The organism is Micromonospora yangpuensis (assembly GCF_900091615.1).
Classification (GTDB): Bacteria; Actinomycetota; Actinomycetes; order Mycobacteriales; family Micromonosporaceae; genus Micromonospora; species Micromonospora yangpuensis.
Window position 1 is genome coordinate 3,583,647 of sequence record NZ_FMIA01000002.1, and the last position, 15,014, is coordinate 3,598,660.

16 protein-coding genes, 1 pseudogene and 1 riboswitch are annotated in these 15,014 nt (G+C 73.6%); of the genes and pseudogenes, 5 read left to right on the forward strand and 12 right to left on the reverse strand.

Translation table 11 applies throughout. The features are described 5' to 3' along the window. Positions 1-10: 10 nt before the first annotated feature. Together GA0070617_RS16170 and GA0070617_RS16175 are read left to right on the forward strand one after the other, a co-directional pair. Positions 11-742, forward strand: coding sequence for a histidine phosphatase family protein (locus GA0070617_RS16170; RefSeq protein WP_091446511.1), 732 nt, complete (start codon positions 11-13; stop codon positions 740-742). After that, entirely contained in the window at positions 726-1,595 is an 870-nt protein-coding gene (locus GA0070617_RS16175; protein ID WP_091438674.1) for an NAD(P)H-hydrate dehydratase, read from the forward strand. The genes GA0070617_RS16170 and GA0070617_RS16175 overlap by 17 nt, the downstream gene beginning before the upstream one ends. A 12-nt stretch (positions 1,596-1,607) precedes the next feature. On the opposite strand, the gene GA0070617_RS16180 is transcribed toward GA0070617_RS16175, so the two are convergent. Next, on the reverse strand, positions 1,608-2,456 hold the full coding sequence (locus tag GA0070617_RS16180; protein WP_091438678.1) for a metallophosphoesterase family protein: 849 nt from the start codon (positions 2,454-2,456) through the stop codon (positions 1,608-1,610). A 76-nt stretch (positions 2,457-2,532) separates the two neighbouring features. Next, positions 2,533-2,622, forward strand: a riboswitch (ZMP/ZTP riboswitch). Positions 2,623-2,641: 19 nt separating this feature from the next. Here GA0070617_RS16180 and GA0070617_RS16185 point away from each other — a divergent pair. Continuing rightward, complete coding sequence (locus tag GA0070617_RS16185; RefSeq protein ID WP_091438680.1) at positions 2,642-4,081, forward strand: glycine hydroxymethyltransferase; 1,440 nt, start codon at positions 2,642-2,644, stop codon at positions 4,079-4,081. A gap of 97 nt (positions 4,082-4,178) precedes the next feature. On the opposite strand, the gene GA0070617_RS16190 is transcribed toward GA0070617_RS16185, so the two are convergent. From GA0070617_RS16190 to GA0070617_RS16240, 11 genes and pseudogenes are all read right to left on the reverse strand, one after another. Continuing rightward, positions 4,179-4,439 (reverse strand): hypothetical protein, encoded by a 261-nt coding sequence (locus GA0070617_RS16190; protein ID WP_091438684.1) that lies wholly within the window; start codon positions 4,437-4,439, stop codon positions 4,179-4,181. Between the two features lie 95 nt (positions 4,440-4,534). Beyond that, complete coding sequence (locus GA0070617_RS16195; protein WP_091438687.1) at positions 4,535-5,188, reverse strand: hypothetical protein; 654 nt, start codon at positions 5,186-5,188, stop codon at positions 4,535-4,537. Positions 5,189-5,218: 30 nt separating this feature from the next. Continuing rightward, positions 5,219-5,569: an antibiotic biosynthesis monooxygenase family protein gene (locus GA0070617_RS16200; protein ID WP_091438691.1), complete on the reverse strand. Its 351-nt coding sequence runs from the start codon at positions 5,567-5,569 to the stop codon at positions 5,219-5,221. After that, the gene (locus GA0070617_RS16205; RefSeq protein ID WP_091438695.1) at positions 5,566-6,819 is read right to left on the reverse strand and encodes a beta-ketoacyl synthase N-terminal-like domain-containing protein; all 1,254 of its coding nucleotides are present in this window, start codon (positions 6,817-6,819) and stop codon (positions 5,566-5,568) included. The genes GA0070617_RS16200 and GA0070617_RS16205 overlap by 4 nt, the downstream gene beginning before the upstream one ends. Next, entirely contained in the window at positions 6,816-8,081 is a 1,266-nt protein-coding gene (locus GA0070617_RS16210; protein ID WP_091438698.1) for a beta-ketoacyl-[acyl-carrier-protein] synthase family protein, read from the reverse strand. Before GA0070617_RS16210 ends, GA0070617_RS16205 begins: the two co-directional genes overlap by 4 nt. Beyond that, on the reverse strand, positions 8,078-8,482 hold the full coding sequence (locus GA0070617_RS16215) for a cupin domain-containing protein (RefSeq protein ID WP_091438701.1): 405 nt from the start codon (positions 8,480-8,482) through the stop codon (positions 8,078-8,080). The genes GA0070617_RS16210 and GA0070617_RS16215 overlap by 4 nt, the downstream gene beginning before the upstream one ends. After that, positions 8,475-9,215 (reverse strand): SRPBCC family protein, encoded by a 741-nt coding sequence (locus GA0070617_RS16220; RefSeq protein WP_091438704.1) that lies wholly within the window; start codon positions 9,213-9,215, stop codon positions 8,475-8,477. The genes GA0070617_RS16215 and GA0070617_RS16220 overlap by 8 nt, the downstream gene beginning before the upstream one ends. Before the next feature lie 12 nt (positions 9,216-9,227). Then, on the reverse strand, positions 9,228-10,679 hold the full coding sequence (locus GA0070617_RS16225) for an acetyl-CoA carboxylase biotin carboxylase subunit (protein WP_091438708.1): 1,452 nt from the start codon (positions 10,677-10,679) through the stop codon (positions 9,228-9,230). 17 nt (positions 10,680-10,696) lie between these two features. Next, positions 10,697-11,287, reverse strand: a pseudogene (locus GA0070617_RS16230) (acetyl-CoA carboxylase biotin carboxyl carrier protein); the annotation flags it as partial. Next, positions 11,182-12,909: an acetyl-CoA carboxylase carboxyltransferase subunit alpha gene (locus GA0070617_RS16235; protein WP_091438716.1), complete on the reverse strand. Its 1,728-nt coding sequence runs from the start codon at positions 12,907-12,909 to the stop codon at positions 11,182-11,184. The gene GA0070617_RS16235 and the pseudogene GA0070617_RS16230, both read right to left, overlap by 106 nt. After that, on the reverse strand, positions 12,906-13,244 hold the full coding sequence (locus GA0070617_RS16240; protein WP_091446512.1) for a TcmI family type II polyketide cyclase: 339 nt from the start codon (positions 13,242-13,244) through the stop codon (positions 12,906-12,908). The genes GA0070617_RS16235 and GA0070617_RS16240 overlap by 4 nt, the downstream gene beginning before the upstream one ends. Before the next feature lie 447 nt (positions 13,245-13,691). Here GA0070617_RS16240 and GA0070617_RS16245 point away from each other — a divergent pair, with 447 nt between their 5' ends. Next, positions 13,692-14,492, forward strand: coding sequence for an AfsR/SARP family transcriptional regulator (locus tag GA0070617_RS16245; RefSeq protein WP_091438718.1), 801 nt, complete (start codon positions 13,692-13,694; stop codon positions 14,490-14,492). Between the two features lie 158 nt (positions 14,493-14,650). After that, positions 14,651-15,001 carry a TcmI family type II polyketide cyclase gene (locus GA0070617_RS16250; RefSeq protein WP_091438722.1) on the forward strand — a complete coding sequence of 117 codons (351 nt, stop codon included), beginning with the start codon at positions 14,651-14,653 and terminating at the stop codon, positions 14,999-15,001. Positions 15,002-15,014 lie beyond the last annotated feature (13 nt).

A 15,014-nucleotide genomic window follows, 5' to 3' on the forward strand; every position in this document is an offset into this window, starting at 1 on the left:
CGGGGACGGCATGGCGGAACTGTCGACGCTCTGGATCGTCCGGCACGGCGAGAGCACAGCGAACGTCGCGGCCACCACGGCCGAGACGGCCGGCGCCGAGGAGATCGAGCTGACCCACTCCGACGCCGAGGTGCCGCTGTCGGCCACCGGCGAGGAGCAGGCCCGGGCCACCGGGCGGTGGTTGGCCGGGCTTCCCCAGCGGCAGCGCCCGGACCTGGCCGTGGTCTCGCCGTACCTGCGGGCGGTGCGCACCGCCGAGCTGGCGCTGACCGGCACCGACATCCCGCTCCGCCGCGACGAGCGGCTGCGCGATCGGGACCTGGGCGTGCTGGACGGGCTGACCGCGCACGGGGTACGGCAGCGCTTCGGCACCGAGGCGGCCCGGCGGGACCGGCTGGGCAAGTTCTACTACCGGCCGCCGGGCGGCGAGTCCTGGACGGACGTGGCGCTGCGGCTGCGGGCCCTCCTCGGTGACCTGCGCCGCGACCACGCCGGGCAGCGGGTGCTGCTCTTCGGCCACGACGCGTTGGTCTTCCTGCTCCGTTATCTGGTGGAGGAGTTGACCGAGGCGGAGCTGATGGCGTTGACCCGACGACACGTGATCGCCAACTGCTCGGTCACCGGCTGGTCCGCCGACGCCGCGGGGCGGTTGACCCCGGACAGCTTCAACGACATCGGGCACCTGCGCCAGCAGGGTGCGGAACCGACCAGGGAGGACGAGGTCCATGCCGAGCCGGTCTGAGACCAGGGTGATCACCGCCGGGCTGCTGCGGGAGTGGGCGCTGCCGGTGCCCTCCGGCGGCAAGCAGGCCCGGGGCACCGTCCTGGTGGTGGGTGGGGCCCGCTTCACCCCGGGCGCGGTGCTGTTGGCCGGGGTGGCCGCGCTGCGGGCCGGGGCCGGGGTGCTGCAACTGGCCGCGGCCGAGTCCACCGCGGCGGCGCTGAGCATCCAGGTGCCCGAGGCGATGGTGGTGGGGCTGCCGGAGACCGCCGACGGTGCGGTCGCCGGGCGGGCCAGCCAGCAGCTCGGCGAGCTGGTGGCCGCCGCCGACGTGGTGGCCGTCGGGCCGGGACTCACCGACATCGACCAGACCCGTGAGCTGCTGCGCCTGGTGCTCGACGCGGCCGACCGGCAGACCGCCCTGGTGCTCGACGCGTACGCGCTGGGGGCCCTGAGCCACAGTCCGGACCTGCTGGTCGGCTCGGGCCGTCCGGCGGTGCTCACCCCCAACCTGACCGAGGCCCGGCACCTGCTCGACCGGGAGCCCGGCGACGATCTGGACGCCGACGCGGCCGAGCTGGCCCGGCGCTACGACGCGGTGGTCTCGCTGTACGGCCACATCGCCACCCCGGACGGACGCGGCTGGCGGGAGGAGAGCGGCGATGCCGGACTGGGCACCTCCGGCAGCGGTGACGTCCGGGCCGGGCTGCTGGCCGGGCTGCTCTCCCGGGGCGCGCAGCCGGACCAGGCCGCCTGCTGGGCCGCGTACGCGCACGCCGTCAGTGGCCAACGCCTGGTCCCCCGGTACGGGCGGATCGGGTTCCTGGCCCGCGAGCTGCTCGACGAGATCCCACCCACCCTGGCTGCGGTCTGAGCCAGGGGCGGGTCAGGGTGGTGGGGCGGGCAGGATGCGGCGCAGCTGCCCCGGCGGGGTGGCCCGCTTGCGCCACTCCCGGGGGTAGCCGACCGAGACCTCCTCGAAGCGCACCCCGTCGTGCCAGGTGGTCCGCGGGATGTGCAGGTGACCGTAGACGACCACGGTGGCGTCGAAGCGCAGGTGCCAGTCGGCGGTGGCCTCGGTGCCGCACCACTGGGCGAAGACCGGGTAGTACAGCACCCGGGTCGGCTCCCGGACCAGCGGATAGTGGTTGACCAGGACGGTGGGCAGCGCCGGGTCGCGCTCGGCCAGTCGCCGCGCGGTCTGGGCCACCCGGGCCGCGCTCCAGGCCGACCGGCTCGGGTACGGGTCCGGGTGGAGCAGGAACTCGTCGGTGCAGACCACCCCCGTCCGGTACGCCTCGGCCAGCGCCGTCTCGGGGGTGTCGAACCCCTCCGGCAACCAGGTGTAGTCGTAGAGCAGGAAGAGCGGGGCCACCAGCGCCGGGCCGCCGGCACCGGTCCAGACCGGATACTCGTCCTCCGGGCTGACCACGCCCAACCCCCGACACAGCTCGACCAGCCGCTGGTAGCGTGCCACGCCGCGCAGGGTGACCGGGTCGGTAGGCGGCGTCCAGAGCTCGTGGTTGCCCGGCGCCCAGACCACCTTCGCGAACCGCTCGACGAGCAGCCCGAGCACCCACTCCACGTCGGCCAGGGTGTCGGCGACGTCCCCGGCGACCAGCAGCCAGTCATCAGGTGTCTCGGGGCGCAGCCCCTCGACCACCGCCCGGTTCTCCGGGTGCCCGACGTGCAGGTCGCTGATGGCGAGCAACCGCCCGCCCTCCTCCCCGGCCATGGCGACGATCCTAGGCAACGACCCGACCTGCCGCGAGCCCGCGCCCGGACGTCGGGGTCGGGAACCGGTAGGATGACCGGTGGACCGTGACTGGCGCGTGAAGATGGAGAACCATCGGGGAGCGGTCCCGTCACACGGACGTACGCCGAGCGCCTGGGCCTTCTTCACCATCACCAGGAGGTCGCATGTCGTCGTCGAGCGCCGAGTCCACCGCCTTCCGCAGTGCCCTTGAGGTGGTCCGCTCCGTCGAGCCCCGGGTCGCCGCGGCGATCGGGGCGGAGCTCACCGACCAGCGGGAGTCGCTCAAGCTGATCGCCAGCGAGAACTACGCCTCCCCGGCCACCCTGCTGGCCATGGGCAACTGGTTCAGCGACAAGTACGCCGAGGGCACCGTCGGCCGCCGGTTCTACGCCGGGTGCCAGAACGTCGACACCGTCGAGGCGCTCGCCGCCGAGCACGCCCGCGAACTGTTCGGGGCGGCGCACGCCTACGTGCAGCCGCACTCGGGCATCGACGCCAACCTGGTGGCGTTCTGGGCGGTGCTGGCCGACCGGGTGGAGGCCCCGGCGCTGCGCCGGGCGCAGGCCAGGCACGTCAACGACCTGACCGAGCAGGACTGGTACGCGCTGCGTCGGGAGCTGGGCAACCAGCGGATGCTGGGCATGTCGCTGGACGCCGGCGGGCACCTGACCCACGGGTTCCGGCCCAACATCTCCGGCAAGATGTTCGACCAGCGCAGCTACGGCACCGACCCGGCCACCGGGCTGATCGACTACGACAAGGTCGCCGAGACCGCCCGGGAGTTCAAGCCGTTGATCCTGGTCGGCGGCTACTCCGCGTACCCGCGGAAGGTCAACTTCCGGATCCTGCGGGAGATCGCCGACTCGGTGGGCGCGACCTTCATGGTGGACATGGCCCACTTCGCCGGCCTGGTCGCCGGGAAGGTCTTCACCGGCGACTTCGACCCGGTGCCGCACGCGCACATCGTCACCACCACCACCCACAAGTCGCTGCGTGGCCCGCGCGGCGGCATGGTGCTCTGCGGCCCGGAGCTGGCCGACCAGGTCGACCGGGGCTGCCCGATGGTGCTCGGCGGTCCGCTGCCGCACGTGATGGCCGCCAAGGCGGTCGCGCTGGCCGAGGCCCGCCGCCCCGACTTCGCCGACTACGCCCAGCGGATCGTGAACAACGCCCAGGCGCTGGCCGACGGGCTGCTGCGCCGGGGCGCGAAGCTGGTCACCGGTGGCACCGACAACCACCTGGTGCTCATCGACGTCACCTCGTACGGGCTGACCGGCCGGCAGGCCGAGCAGGCGCTGCTGGACTCGGGGATCGTCACCAACCGCAACGCGGTGCCGCAGGACCCCAACGGCGCGTGGTACACCTCCGGCATCCGGATCGGCACCCCGGCGCTGACCACCCGGGGGCTGGGCACGGCGCAGATGGACGAGACCGCCGAGCTGATCCACACCGTGCTCGGCCAGACCACCCCGGGCGCGGGCGCCGACGGCACCGCCTCCAAGGCCAAGTACGTCCTTGACGACGCCGTGGCCGAGAAGGTCAGTCAGCGGGCCGGCGAGCTGCTCGCCGCCTTCCCGCTCTACCCCTCGGTCGAGCTGTCCTGAGGCGACGCCGCCCCGGGGCCGGCAGGCACGAGCGCTGCCGGCCCCGGGGCACGCCACCGCTCAGTCGAGCGGGCGTTGGAGAGTGGTATGGGGCCGCTCAGTCGAGCGGGCGTTTGAGGTGGTAACGGTGCACCTCGGTGCTGCCCTGCACGTTGTTGACGTCCTCGGCGGCCGAGACCAGCTCCCAGCCCTCCCGGCCGGCCCGGTTGAGGTGCGCGATGGCGGTGTCGCCGTACGCGGTGATGTCCAGTCGGGACCCGTCCGGGCCGTACCAGATGAACGAGACACTGAAGCTGCGGCCCTGCCCCTGGTAGCGGCGGACCAGTAGGGCGTATTCCCAGGTAACCATGGCGCACATTATGGCCGTCCAAGCTGGATCTTGACAGACCCCCGGTCATGCTCCGTCGTGTGACGCACACCCTCGGTCAACGGCAGCGGGTCGTGCCCACCGCGTCACCGTTGAAGGCCACCGCCGGGTGGGCCCGCGGGAGTGTGCCCGGATCCGGGGATCGACCAGTGGGTCGGGGCCACGGGCGGCAGCCCCGGCGGGGCGGCGCCGACCGGCCCGCCGGGCGCGTGGGTGAGCTGGGCGGCCTCGGCGCGGAGGTGGTCTGTCCGCCGGATGTCCGACACCGTGCCGTCGGGGCCGTGGATCAGTGAGTACGTTCCGGCGGGCAGGCGGCGACGCCGCTCGTACCATCTCAGCTCCTCCTCGGTGACGTACTGCCCAAGGGCGGCGGTGGACCCGCCGTGCGAGTTGACGTAGGCGGCGAGACCCATCGGGGTGAGTTCCGTACTGGCCGGGAGATTCATCCGCACCCCGACGATGGCGGCGTTGGGGCCCTCCCGTCGGAAGGCGAGGCCCTCGGGGAGAAGGCGGTGCTCGCGCTCGAACTCCCGTAGGTGCGCGTTGGTGAACCGCCCCTGCTTGACCTTCAGGTCGGGACGGTACAGGCTCCAGTCGATCTTTCGCCGGCTGGCCCACTGCCGCAGCGTATCCCGCGAGGGGGTGATCGTGGGAATGAGGCTGCTACCGTCGCCACCGGCGGCAAGGTCGGCCTGCCGGTCCCCGTGCAGGCCGGTCAGGAACTCGTCGTAGCTGGTCACGCTCCTACTACGGGACCGGAGGCGGCTGGTTCAATCCGTCGTACCGAAGGACACCGGCGTGCGCGGGACCGGGACCGGGGTCTGGGCGTGGATGTGGAAGCGCAGGGAGCGGGCGTCGGTGAAACAGTCCCGCATCGGCCGGACCAGGTCCCGGTGCTCCGGGCTGCGTTCCCACGCCTCGAAGTCGCTCAGGGCGGCCCACTCGCTGGTGATCAGCCACTGCTCCGGGTCGGTGGCCGAACGGCAGACCTGGTCGACCAGGTGGCCGGGGACGCCCGCGGCGACCAGGTGCCGCACCTGCTCGTAGGCCCGCAGGAAGTCCGCGGTGCGGGCCTCGGGCACCCGGACCAGGAAGACCACTCGGGCTCGGTGTTCGGTCATGCTTCCTCCTGTCGTGGTGCTGGTGCGCCACGCAACACCAACGCGCTGTTGAATCCGTCGAATCCCCGCGCGCCGAGCAGCGCCACCCGGGTACGCGGCCGACGCGGCTCGCGCAGGAAGTCCAGCTCGCAGCCGGCGGCGGGCTGCCGCGGCCCGGCCGAGGCGGGCAGGGTGTCGTGCCGGAAGGCGAGCAGTGCGGTCGCCACGTCCAGCGCCGAACCACCCTGGTGGGCCCGGCCGGTCAACGGCTTCGCGGTGCTCACCGGCACGGGCCGGTCGCCGAAGACGGCCCGCAGCGCGTCGGCCTCGGCCCGGTCGTACCGGGGCACCCCCACCGCGTCGGGCAGCACCACGTCCACCTCGTCCGGGGTGGACCCGGCCCGCTGCAGCGCCTGCCGAAGGGCGTGCGCGTACCAGGTCGGGTCGACCGCCCCGGGGTCACCGGCGTCGGTGTGGCGGGCGTCGTGGGTGGCCGCCCAGCCGGTGATCTCGCCGTACACCCGGGCGCCCCGGGCCAGGGCGTGCCCGAGGTCCTCCACCACGAAGACCGCTCCCCCCTCGGCCGGGACGTAGCCGCTGGCGGCGGCGTCGAACGGCAGGTACGCGTCGTTCGGCTCGGTCACCTCGCTGAGCAGCCCGGAGGCCAGCTGACAGGCGAGCGCGTACGGGCTCAGTGGACACTCGGTGGCTCCGGCGATCACCACCGGGGTGCCCCGGCGCACGGTACGCGCGGCGTGGGCCAGGCTGTCCAGCCCACCGGCGGACTCGGCGACCAGCACCCCGCACGGGCCCTTGAACTGGTGGTGGATGGAGAGCTGCCCGACACTCGCCGCGTAGAACCAGGCGATCGACTGGTACGCCCCGACGGTGCGCGCGGCACCACCCCAGAGGCGTTGCAGCTCCCGTTGGCCGAACAGGTTGCCGCCGGAGGAACTGGCCAGGGTGATCCCGTAGCCGTACGGGTCGGGGGCGCGCTCGGGCAGACCGGCGTCGGCCAGGGCCAGCCGGGTGGCCGCGAAGCCCAGGTGGGTCCAGCGGTCGGTCTGCACCAGTTGCCGGGTGTCGGCGTACCCGCCGGCGTCGAAACCGGCGACCTCACCGGCGACCCGGGTGGGGTAGCCGGCGGCGTCGAAGAGGGTGACCGGGCCGGTGCGCCGGGTGCCGTCACACACCGTACGCCAGTGCGCGGCCGCCCCGATGCCGCTCGGGGCGACCACCCCGATGCCGGTGACCACGGCCCGGGCGGTCACGCCGCGCCCACCCGCTGGAACACCATCGCGGACTGGAAGCCACCGAAGCCGCTGCCGACCGAGAGTGCCACGTCCACCGGCACCTCCCGGCCCTCGTTCGGCACGTAGTCCAGGTCGCACTCCGGGTCCCGGGTGGTCCAGTTGGCCGTCGGGGGCACCACCCCGTACTCGATGGCCAGCGCGCAGGCGGCCATCTCGATCGAGCCGATCGCGCCGAGCGAGTGCCCGACCATCGACTTGATCGAGCTGACCGGGATCCGGTACACCGCCTCGCCCAGGGCCCGTTTGAACGCGGCCGTCTCGTGCCTGTCGTTCTGCCGGGTGCCGGAGCCGTGGGCGCTGATGTAGGAGACCTGCTCCGGGGCGAGCCGGGCCTGACGCATGGCGTCGGCGATGGCCAGGCCCATCTCCAGACCGTCCGGGCGCAGACCGGTCATGTGGTAGCCGTTGCTGCGGTTGGCGTAGCCGGCGACCTCGCAGTAGACGTGCGCGCCGCGCCGCCGGGCGTGCCCGGCCTCCTCCAGCACCAGCACCGCCGCCCCCTCGGCCAGGACGAACCCGTGCCGGTCGGCGTCGAACGGCCGGGAGGCGTGGGCCGGGTCGTCGTTGTCCGGGCTGGTCGCCCTGATCGCGTCGAAGGAGGCGACGGTGACCGGGGAGATCGGCGAGTCGGCCGCCCCGGCCAGGGCGATCTCCGCCTCGCCGTCGACGATCAGCTGGTGGGCGTAGCCGATGGCGTCGATGCCGGAGGTGCAGCCGGTGGAGACCACCTGGGCGGGGCCGTGCAGGTCGTGCCGGCAGGCCACGTCGGCGGCCAGGCTGCTGGGCACCAGCGCCTGGTAGAGGTACGGCCCGCCGAGACGGTGGTCGACCAGCCAGCGCCGGCCGGAGTCGCTTACCGTGACGTACTCCTGTTCCAGGGCCATGGTGCCGCCGACCGCGCTGCCCAGCACCACCGCGGTGGCGGCCCGCTCGGCGTCGGTGAGGTCCAGCCCGCTGTCGGCCAGCGCCTCGGCGGAGCAGGCCAGGGCGAACTGGACGTACCGGTCGGCGCGTTGGCGTTCGGCGAGGGTGATCCCGGCGGCGTCCGGGTCGAAGTCGCACTCGGCGGCGATCTGGGACCGGAACGGTGACGGGTCGAAGAAGCTGATCCGCCGGGTGGCGGTGCGCCCCTCGGTGATCGTCTTCCAGAACCGGTCCCGGGTGACGCCGCCCGGTGCGACCACGCCGATCCCGGTCACCACCGCCCGGCGCCCGGTCACGACGGGCTCCGCTGGGTGGCGACCTCGGTGTCGACGTGCCCCAGTTCGGGGCGGGGTGCCAACGGTCCGAGGTGGAACACCACCTCGGCCGGGATGTCGCCGGTGTTGCGCAGCCGGTGCCGGACGTTCACCGGCACGTACAGCCCCTCGCCGGCGTGCAGCGGCGTCGGCCGGTCGTCGAGGTCCACGGTGATCCGCCCCGCGGCGACGTAGAGGAACTCCTCGCTGTAGGGGTGGTAGTGCTCGGCGATCCGCTCCCCCGGTTCGAGGCTGGCCACGCCGAGGAAACCCGAGGTGCTGCCGACGGTACGGGGACCGAGCAGCACCCGGATCGCGCCGCCGCGGCGGCGGTCGGCCGGTACGTCGGCCAGGGCGACCGTACGGGCGGTGGGCTCACTCATCGTCGACTCCCGTCGCGGCGGCCCGCTGCCGGGCCACCTGTTCGATCCGGTCCTTGATGACCGCCAACTGGACGCGGCTGTTGGTGTTGATCCGCTCGGTCATGCCGGCGTTGGACAGTGGCGCCTGCGGGCGCATCGCGAAGTCCTGCACCCAGGTCATCCGGGTGCCGTCGGGTTCGCTGTCGTAGCACCAGTGGATGCGCATGTACTCGAACGGACCGGTCTCCACCCGGTGCGCGCGTACCTCGCGCTTCTCCCAGTCGACGGTGCGTTCGCTCACCCAGCTCCACACCGTGCCGTCGGCGTCCGGGTGCATGGTCAACCGGAACCGCACGGTACGGCCGTCGCGTTCGAGGATCTGCACCGAGGCGTACTCGGTGAACAGGTCCGGCCAGTTCGCCACGTCGTTGGTCAGCTCCCAGACCAGGCTCAGCGGGGCGGCGATGACGATGCTGTTCTCGGTGTGCCCGGGCGGGTCGGCCGGCGGCGCACCGGCCTCGGCGACCAGGTCGGCGATGGCGGGAATGCTCAGCTGGGCGGCCTGCTCGGGGATCCGGGCCTGGTACCGGTCGGCGACCACGGCGGTGAGTTCCAGCAGGGCCAGCGAGTCCATGCCCAGCTCCTCCAGCGAGGCCGCCGGCGCCCGGGCGGCGGCGTCGGGGTCCAGGCCGCAGTGGGTCACCAGGATGTCGGTGATCTCGGCGGTCAGCGGGTGGCCACGGGTGACGGTCATCGGGCTCTCCTCTCAGTCGGTGGGTGCTGCCGGGACGGCAGCGGCGGGGGTGGGCACGGTTGGGCCGGGGTCGACCGGGCGGGCCGGCGACGGCGGCGCGACAGCACCGGTGGCGTCGGCGGCCAGCAGCCGGTCGACCAGGCCGGTGGTGTGCCGGCCGGCCCGGAACGCCTGATCGGTCAGGACCCGGCGGACGAACGGGATGGTGGTCCGCACCCCCGGTCCGGCGATGTCGAACTCGGCAAGCGCCCGGTCCAGCCGGTCGAGCGCCAACTGGCGGTCCGGGGCCCAGACCACCACCTTGGCCAGGAGGGAGTCGTAGTCCGGGCCGACCCGGTAGCCGACCCGACCGTGGGTGTCGACCCGGGTGAACGGCCCCCCGGGTGGCTGGAACCGGTCCAGCCGCCCGGGGGTGGGCGCGAAGTCACGCTCCGGGTCCTCCACGTTGACCCGGCACTCCACCGCCACCCCGGTCAGGCGGACGTCGGACTGACGGCACCGCAACGGTGCCCCGGTGGCGATGGACAACTGTTCGTGTACGACGTCGATGCCGGTGACCATCTCGGTGACCGGATGCTCGACCTGGATCCGGGAGTTGATCTCCAGGAAGTGGATGCCGTCGGCCGCGTCGACCAGGAACTCCACCGTGCCGGCACCGGTGAAACCGACGTCCAGCACCCCGCGCAACGCCAGCTCGGCGAGGGTCTGCAGGGTCGACTCGGCCAGGCCGGGCGCGGGAGCCTCCTCGACCAGCTTCTGGTGCCGGCGCTGCACCGAGCAGTCCCGGGTGCCCAGGTGCACGCCGTTGCCGTGGCCGTCGCAGAGCACCTGCACCTCGACGTGCCGGGCGTCGGTCAGGTACCGCTCCAGGTAGACCCGGTCGTCGCCGAAGGCGACCTGCGCCGCGGCCCGGGTGCGGGCGTACGCCCGGGGCAGTTCGGCGGCCGAGCCGACCACGGTCATGCCCCGGCCACCGCCACCGGCCGCCGCCTTGACGATCACCGGGTACCCGATGGCGTCGGCCACCTCCAGCGCGTGGGCCAGCGTCGAGATGGTCTGCACGCTGCCCTGCGGCAGGGGCAGGCCGGCCCGCTGCATCAGCGCCCGCGCGGTGGACTTGTCGGCCAACGCGGCCATCACGTGCGGCGGCGGACCGACGAAGACCAGCCCGTTGTCCGCGCAGATCTCGGCGAAGTCGGCGTCCTCGGAGAGGAAACCGTAGCCGGGGTGCACCGCCTGGGCACCGGTCTGCCGGGCCGCCTCGACGATCGCCGCCGCGTTGAGGTAGCTGCGTCGGCTCGCGGCCGGCCCGATCTGGACCGTCTCGTCGGCCAGTCGTACCGCCGCCGAGTCGGCGTCCACCGTGGAGTGCACCACCACCGTCCGGATGCCCAGTTCCCGGCAGGCCCGCAGCACCCGCAGCGCGATCTCGCCCCGGTTGGCGATCAACACCTTGTCGAACATCGCCGCACCCGGGGCCCTCACGCCGGCGCCACGGCGACCAGCGGCTGGTCGTACTCGACGGGTTGGCCGTCGGCGGCGACCAGCTCGACCACCCGGCCGGCGGTGTCGGTGACCACCTCGTTCATCAGCTTCATCGCCTCGACGATGCCGACCACCTGGCCGGCGCGGACCAGGTCACCGACGGCGACGAAGGGGGCGGCACCCGGCTCCGGGCAGCGGTAGAAGGTCCCCACCACCGGCGCCCGGACCACCACCGCAGCCACCGCCTGCCCCGCCGCGGGTGTCACGGCGGTCGAGGAGCCGTCGGGTGGCTCCTCGGTCGGGGCCACGGCCGGCTCGGTACGGGGTGCCGGCACCGGCTGGCCCGTACCGTGCCACTCCACCTCCAGGGTGGTCTGTCCGCTGCGTACCCGCACCCGGCGGACCGGGCCGGCCAGTTCGGCGACCAGGTATCGGACCTGCCGACGCAGCTCGGCCAGGACGGCGTCGTCGGCCGGGGCGCTCACCGCGAGGTCCCCGAGGACGTGCTGCGGGCCGCACCGAACCGGCGGAACCGGGCCCGGCGACTGCGTACCAACGTCGTGGGTGCCACCTCCAGCAGCGGCAGCAGGTTCGCCAGCAGCATCCCGCGCAGCGCCTGCGCGGCGGCGGCCGGATCCTGGTGGGCCGCCGGCGTCGGTTCGGGCACCACGTCGTCGACGATGCCCAGCCGGCACAGGTCCCCGGCGGTGAGCCGCAACGCGCGGGCCGCCTGCGGGGCCGCCGACCGGTCCGGCCAGAGGATCGCCGCGCAGCCCTCCGGGCTGATCACCGAGTAGACCGCGTGCTGCAGCATCAGCACCCGGTCGGCCACCGCGAACGCCAGCGCGCCACCGCTGCCGCCCTCCCCCGTGATCACCGCGACCACCGGGACGGGCAGGCAGCTCATGGTCAGGATGTTCTCGGCGATCGCGGCTGCCTGACCGTGCTCCTCGGCGGCGACCCCGGGATCGGCGCCGGGGGTGTCGACGAGGGTGACCACCGGCAGACCCAGCCGGGCGGCGAGCCGCATCAGCCGCAACGCCTTGCGGTGCCCGGCCGGACTGGCCATGCCGAAGTTGCGGGCCACCAACTCGGCGGTGGTGTGCCCCTTCTGGTGACCGATCACCATCAGGTGCCGGTCGTCCAGCCGGGCCAGGCCGCCGACCACCGCCGGGCAGTCCCCGCCCAGCCGGTCGCCGTGCAGCTCGACGAAGCCGTCGAAGACACTGTCCAGGTAGTCCAGGGTGGTCGGCCGGCCCGGATGCCGGGCGGTGCGTACCGTCTCCCAGGCGTCACCGGACGGGGCCGACCGCGCGCCGCCGGCGGGGGCCGGCACCGGCGCGGACCCGGTCGGTGGTGCGGCGGAGACCGTCGGGGCCCCGGGTCCGCCGGTCCGGGGGCCGGTGGGTCGGACGGTCGCGGCGAGCAGCGCCGTCAGCCGGCCCCGCAGGGCCCGCCGGGGCACCACCATGTCGACCTGACCGTGGCGCAGCAGGAAGTCGGCGGTCTGGAACCCCTCGGGCAACCCCCGGCCGGTGACCTGCCGGATGACCCGGGGACCGGCGAAGCCCATCCGCGCCCCGGACTCGGCAAGCACCAGGTCGGTGTTGGTGGCGAACGACGCCGCCACCCCGCCGTACGTCGGATCGGTGAGCACGCTGACGGTCAGCACGCCGGCCTCCCGCAGCGCGGCCACCGCCTGGCTGACCGTGGCCATCTGCATCAGCGACAGCGCGCCCTCCTGCATCCGCGCCCCACCGCTGGCGGTGACCAGCACCAGCGGGATCCGCTCGGCCAGCGCCCGCTCGGCGGTCCGGGTGATCAGCTCACCCACCGCGCAGCCGAGACTGCCGCCGAGGAACCGGAAGTCCATCACCGCCAGCGCGACCCGGTGCCCGCCGACCGCGGCGGTGCCGACCAGCACCGCCTCGGCCAACCCGGTGGCGGCGCGGGCCGCGCTTACCCGGTGCGGGTACGGCAGCACGTCGACGAAGTCGATCGGGTCCACGTCGGGGGTACGCTCCGGCAACGCCACGAAGGTGGCCGGGTCGACCAGCTGCCGCAGCCGTTCCGGGGCACCGAGCCGGGCCGGCACCCCGCACTCGGGACAGACGTCGAGATTGCGCAGCAGCCGTTTGCGGTACAGCAGGCTGGCGCAGCCGGCGCAGCGGGACCAGAGCTGCCCGTCGTGGGGCGCGGTGGCGGTCACGGTTGCCGCCCGGCGTCCGGGGCGTCCCACTGGTAGAACCGGTGGGCCATCGCGTCGCGGGGCGCCCGCCAGGTCGACAGGTACGGCGAGACGTAGGGCCGCAGCCGGGCGCTGACCCGGGCGAACTCGGGGTGTTCCCGGACCGCCTCCACCGCCCCGTGGCCCGGCATCTCGGTCTCCAGCAGGTGGACGTAGAGGTCGTGCAGGCGGTAGAGCGACCGGCGGCGGACCCCGGCCAGCTGCGGCAGTTCGGTCGCGTCGGACTCGGCGAAGATCTCGGCCACCTGCTCCTCCGCGGTCGGGACCACCTTCGCGATGATCAGCGAACGCTCCATGAACGGCACCCCCACGGCACGTCGGTGGGCGTGACCCGGGCGGGTCACGTCGGACGGATCGCGTGACCCGGCGGGCCACCTCGGACGGTCAGGCCACGATGCGCGGACCGCCGTCACCGCGGCGTCACCACCGGCCGCCGTGGAGCCACCCGATCTGGTGACGTTGCGTTGACGCAAGCTATGAACAATCCCTGCCCCAGCTGTGCACCGCTTCGACGCGGGGAGACTTCTTCGCTGTTCAGAGCGGGTACGCCGGTCGACGGCACCGGTCACAAGTCCGACCAGTACGTTGACTCAGCGTAACTGCGGTTGTTAGGGTTCGTCACGGCCAGCCCGGCGGCCACTCACCCGTCGGTGCGGTGTCGCCCCGACAGTGGGGTCGGCGACACCGCGACGGGGACACAGGAGAGTCGGGACTCCGGTTCCGCTGCAGGGGGTGCCGCGTCCGTGAGCCGTGATCCGCGCCCGTCCGTCCGCGACCAGCCGGTGTCGCTGCACCTGCTCGGCGGGTTCCGCCTGCTGCGTGCCGGCGCGCCGGTGGTGGTGCCGCGTGGCCTGCAACGGGTCATCGCCCTGATCGGGCTACGCCCGGACGCCACCCGCAGCAACCTGGCCGGCCTGCTCTGGCCGGAGGCACCCGAGGAGCGGGCCCTCTCCTCACTGCGTACCGCCCTGTGGCGGTTACGGCAGGACCCGTGCTGCCCGCTGGTGGCCACCGGTGACACCGTCCGCCTCGACCCGGTGGTCCAGCTCGACGTCGACGACCTGGTGCACACCGCCGCCCGGGTCCGCGACGGCGCCGACGCGCAGATCGCCGCCGGGGCGCTGGCCGCCGGCCGGCACGACCTGCTGCCCGGCTGGTACGACGACTGGGTGCTGCTGGAGCGGGAACGGCTGCGGCAGCTCCGGCTGCACATGCTGGAGCAGGTCGCCGGGCACCACCTGGCCGCCGGTCGGCACGGTGACGCCCTGGAGGCGGCCCTGGAGGCGATGGCCGCCGAACCGCTGCGGGAGACCCCGCACCGGCTGGTGGTCCGGATCCACCTGGCCGAGGGCAACGCCTTCGAGGCGGTGCACGCCTTCTACGTCTACCGTGACCTGCTCCTGCGGGAACTGCACCTGGAGCCCTCCGCGGCGATGGCCGCGCTGCTCGACGAGACCCTCGCGCCGATCCGGCAGGCCACCCGCGCGGGCACCGGCCGGCCGCCCGGCAACCCGGCGGACCGCCGCGCACCCCGCCCCCGCTGAACACCCGCAACCACCGGTGCGGTGCGGATCGGCCGGCGGCGTCACCGTTGCGGTGGTATCCGTGACGACCGGGTGACTGGCCGCTGGGCAGAGTGACGGCACAGGTGTCCGTGGCACCGGCGATCCGGTCGGCGGCGCCAACGACAGGAAGGACTGTCATGAGTCGTCTACTGATCGTCAGCCGGATCATCCCGGGTTCGGAGGGGCGGGTGGCCCAGATCTTCAACGAGTCCGACGCGACCGACCTACCCGGCCTGACCGGGGTACGGCACCGTTCCCTGTACTGCCTGCATGACCTGTGCGTACACCTGATGGAGACCGCCGACGTGGCCCCCGACGCGCTGGCCGAGGCCCGCAACCACCCGCTGTTCCGCGAGGTCAACGAGCGGCTGTCCGCGCACACCTCGCCGTACCTGCCGACCTGGCGCTCACCGCGCGACGCGATCGCCGGGTGTTTCTACACCTGGAACGCAAGCGACGCGGTGACCACGACCGGCGCTGCCGGCTGAGCGGGGTGGACGC

Bases quoted from the DNA above. Each gene is read 5' to 3' on its own strand.
- GA0070617_RS16170 (WP_091446511.1), top strand. From the start codon at position 11: ATGGCGGAACTGTCGACGCTCTGGATCGTCCGGCACGGCGAGAGCACA.
- GA0070617_RS16175 (WP_091438674.1), top strand. From the start codon at position 726: ATGCCGAGCCGGTCTGAGACCAGGGTGATCACCGCCGGGCTGCTGCGG.
- GA0070617_RS16180 (WP_091438678.1), bottom strand. From the start codon at position 2,456: ATGGCCGGGGAGGAGGGCGGGCGGTTGCTCGCCATCAGCGACCTGCAC.
- GA0070617_RS16185 (WP_091438680.1), top strand. From the start codon at position 2,642: ATGTCGTCGTCGAGCGCCGAGTCCACCGCCTTCCGCAGTGCCCTTGAG.
- GA0070617_RS16190 (WP_091438684.1), bottom strand. From the start codon at position 4,439: ATGTGCGCCATGGTTACCTGGGAATACGCCCTACTGGTCCGCCGCTAC.
- GA0070617_RS16200 (WP_091438691.1), bottom strand. From the start codon at position 5,569: ATGACCGAACACCGAGCCCGAGTGGTCTTCCTGGTCCGGGTGCCCGAG.
- GA0070617_RS16215 (WP_091438701.1), bottom strand. From the start codon at position 8,482: ATGAGTGAGCCCACCGCCCGTACGGTCGCCCTGGCCGACGTACCGGCC.
- GA0070617_RS16220 (WP_091438704.1), bottom strand. From the start codon at position 9,215: ATGACCGTCACCCGTGGCCACCCGCTGACCGCCGAGATCACCGACATC.
- GA0070617_RS16225 (WP_091438708.1), bottom strand. From the start codon at position 10,679: ATGTTCGACAAGGTGTTGATCGCCAACCGGGGCGAGATCGCGCTGCGG.
- GA0070617_RS16240 (WP_091446512.1), bottom strand. From the start codon at position 13,244: ATGGAGCGTTCGCTGATCATCGCGAAGGTGGTCCCGACCGCGGAGGAG.
- GA0070617_RS16250 (WP_091438722.1), top strand. From the start codon at position 14,651: ATGAGTCGTCTACTGATCGTCAGCCGGATCATCCCGGGTTCGGAGGGG.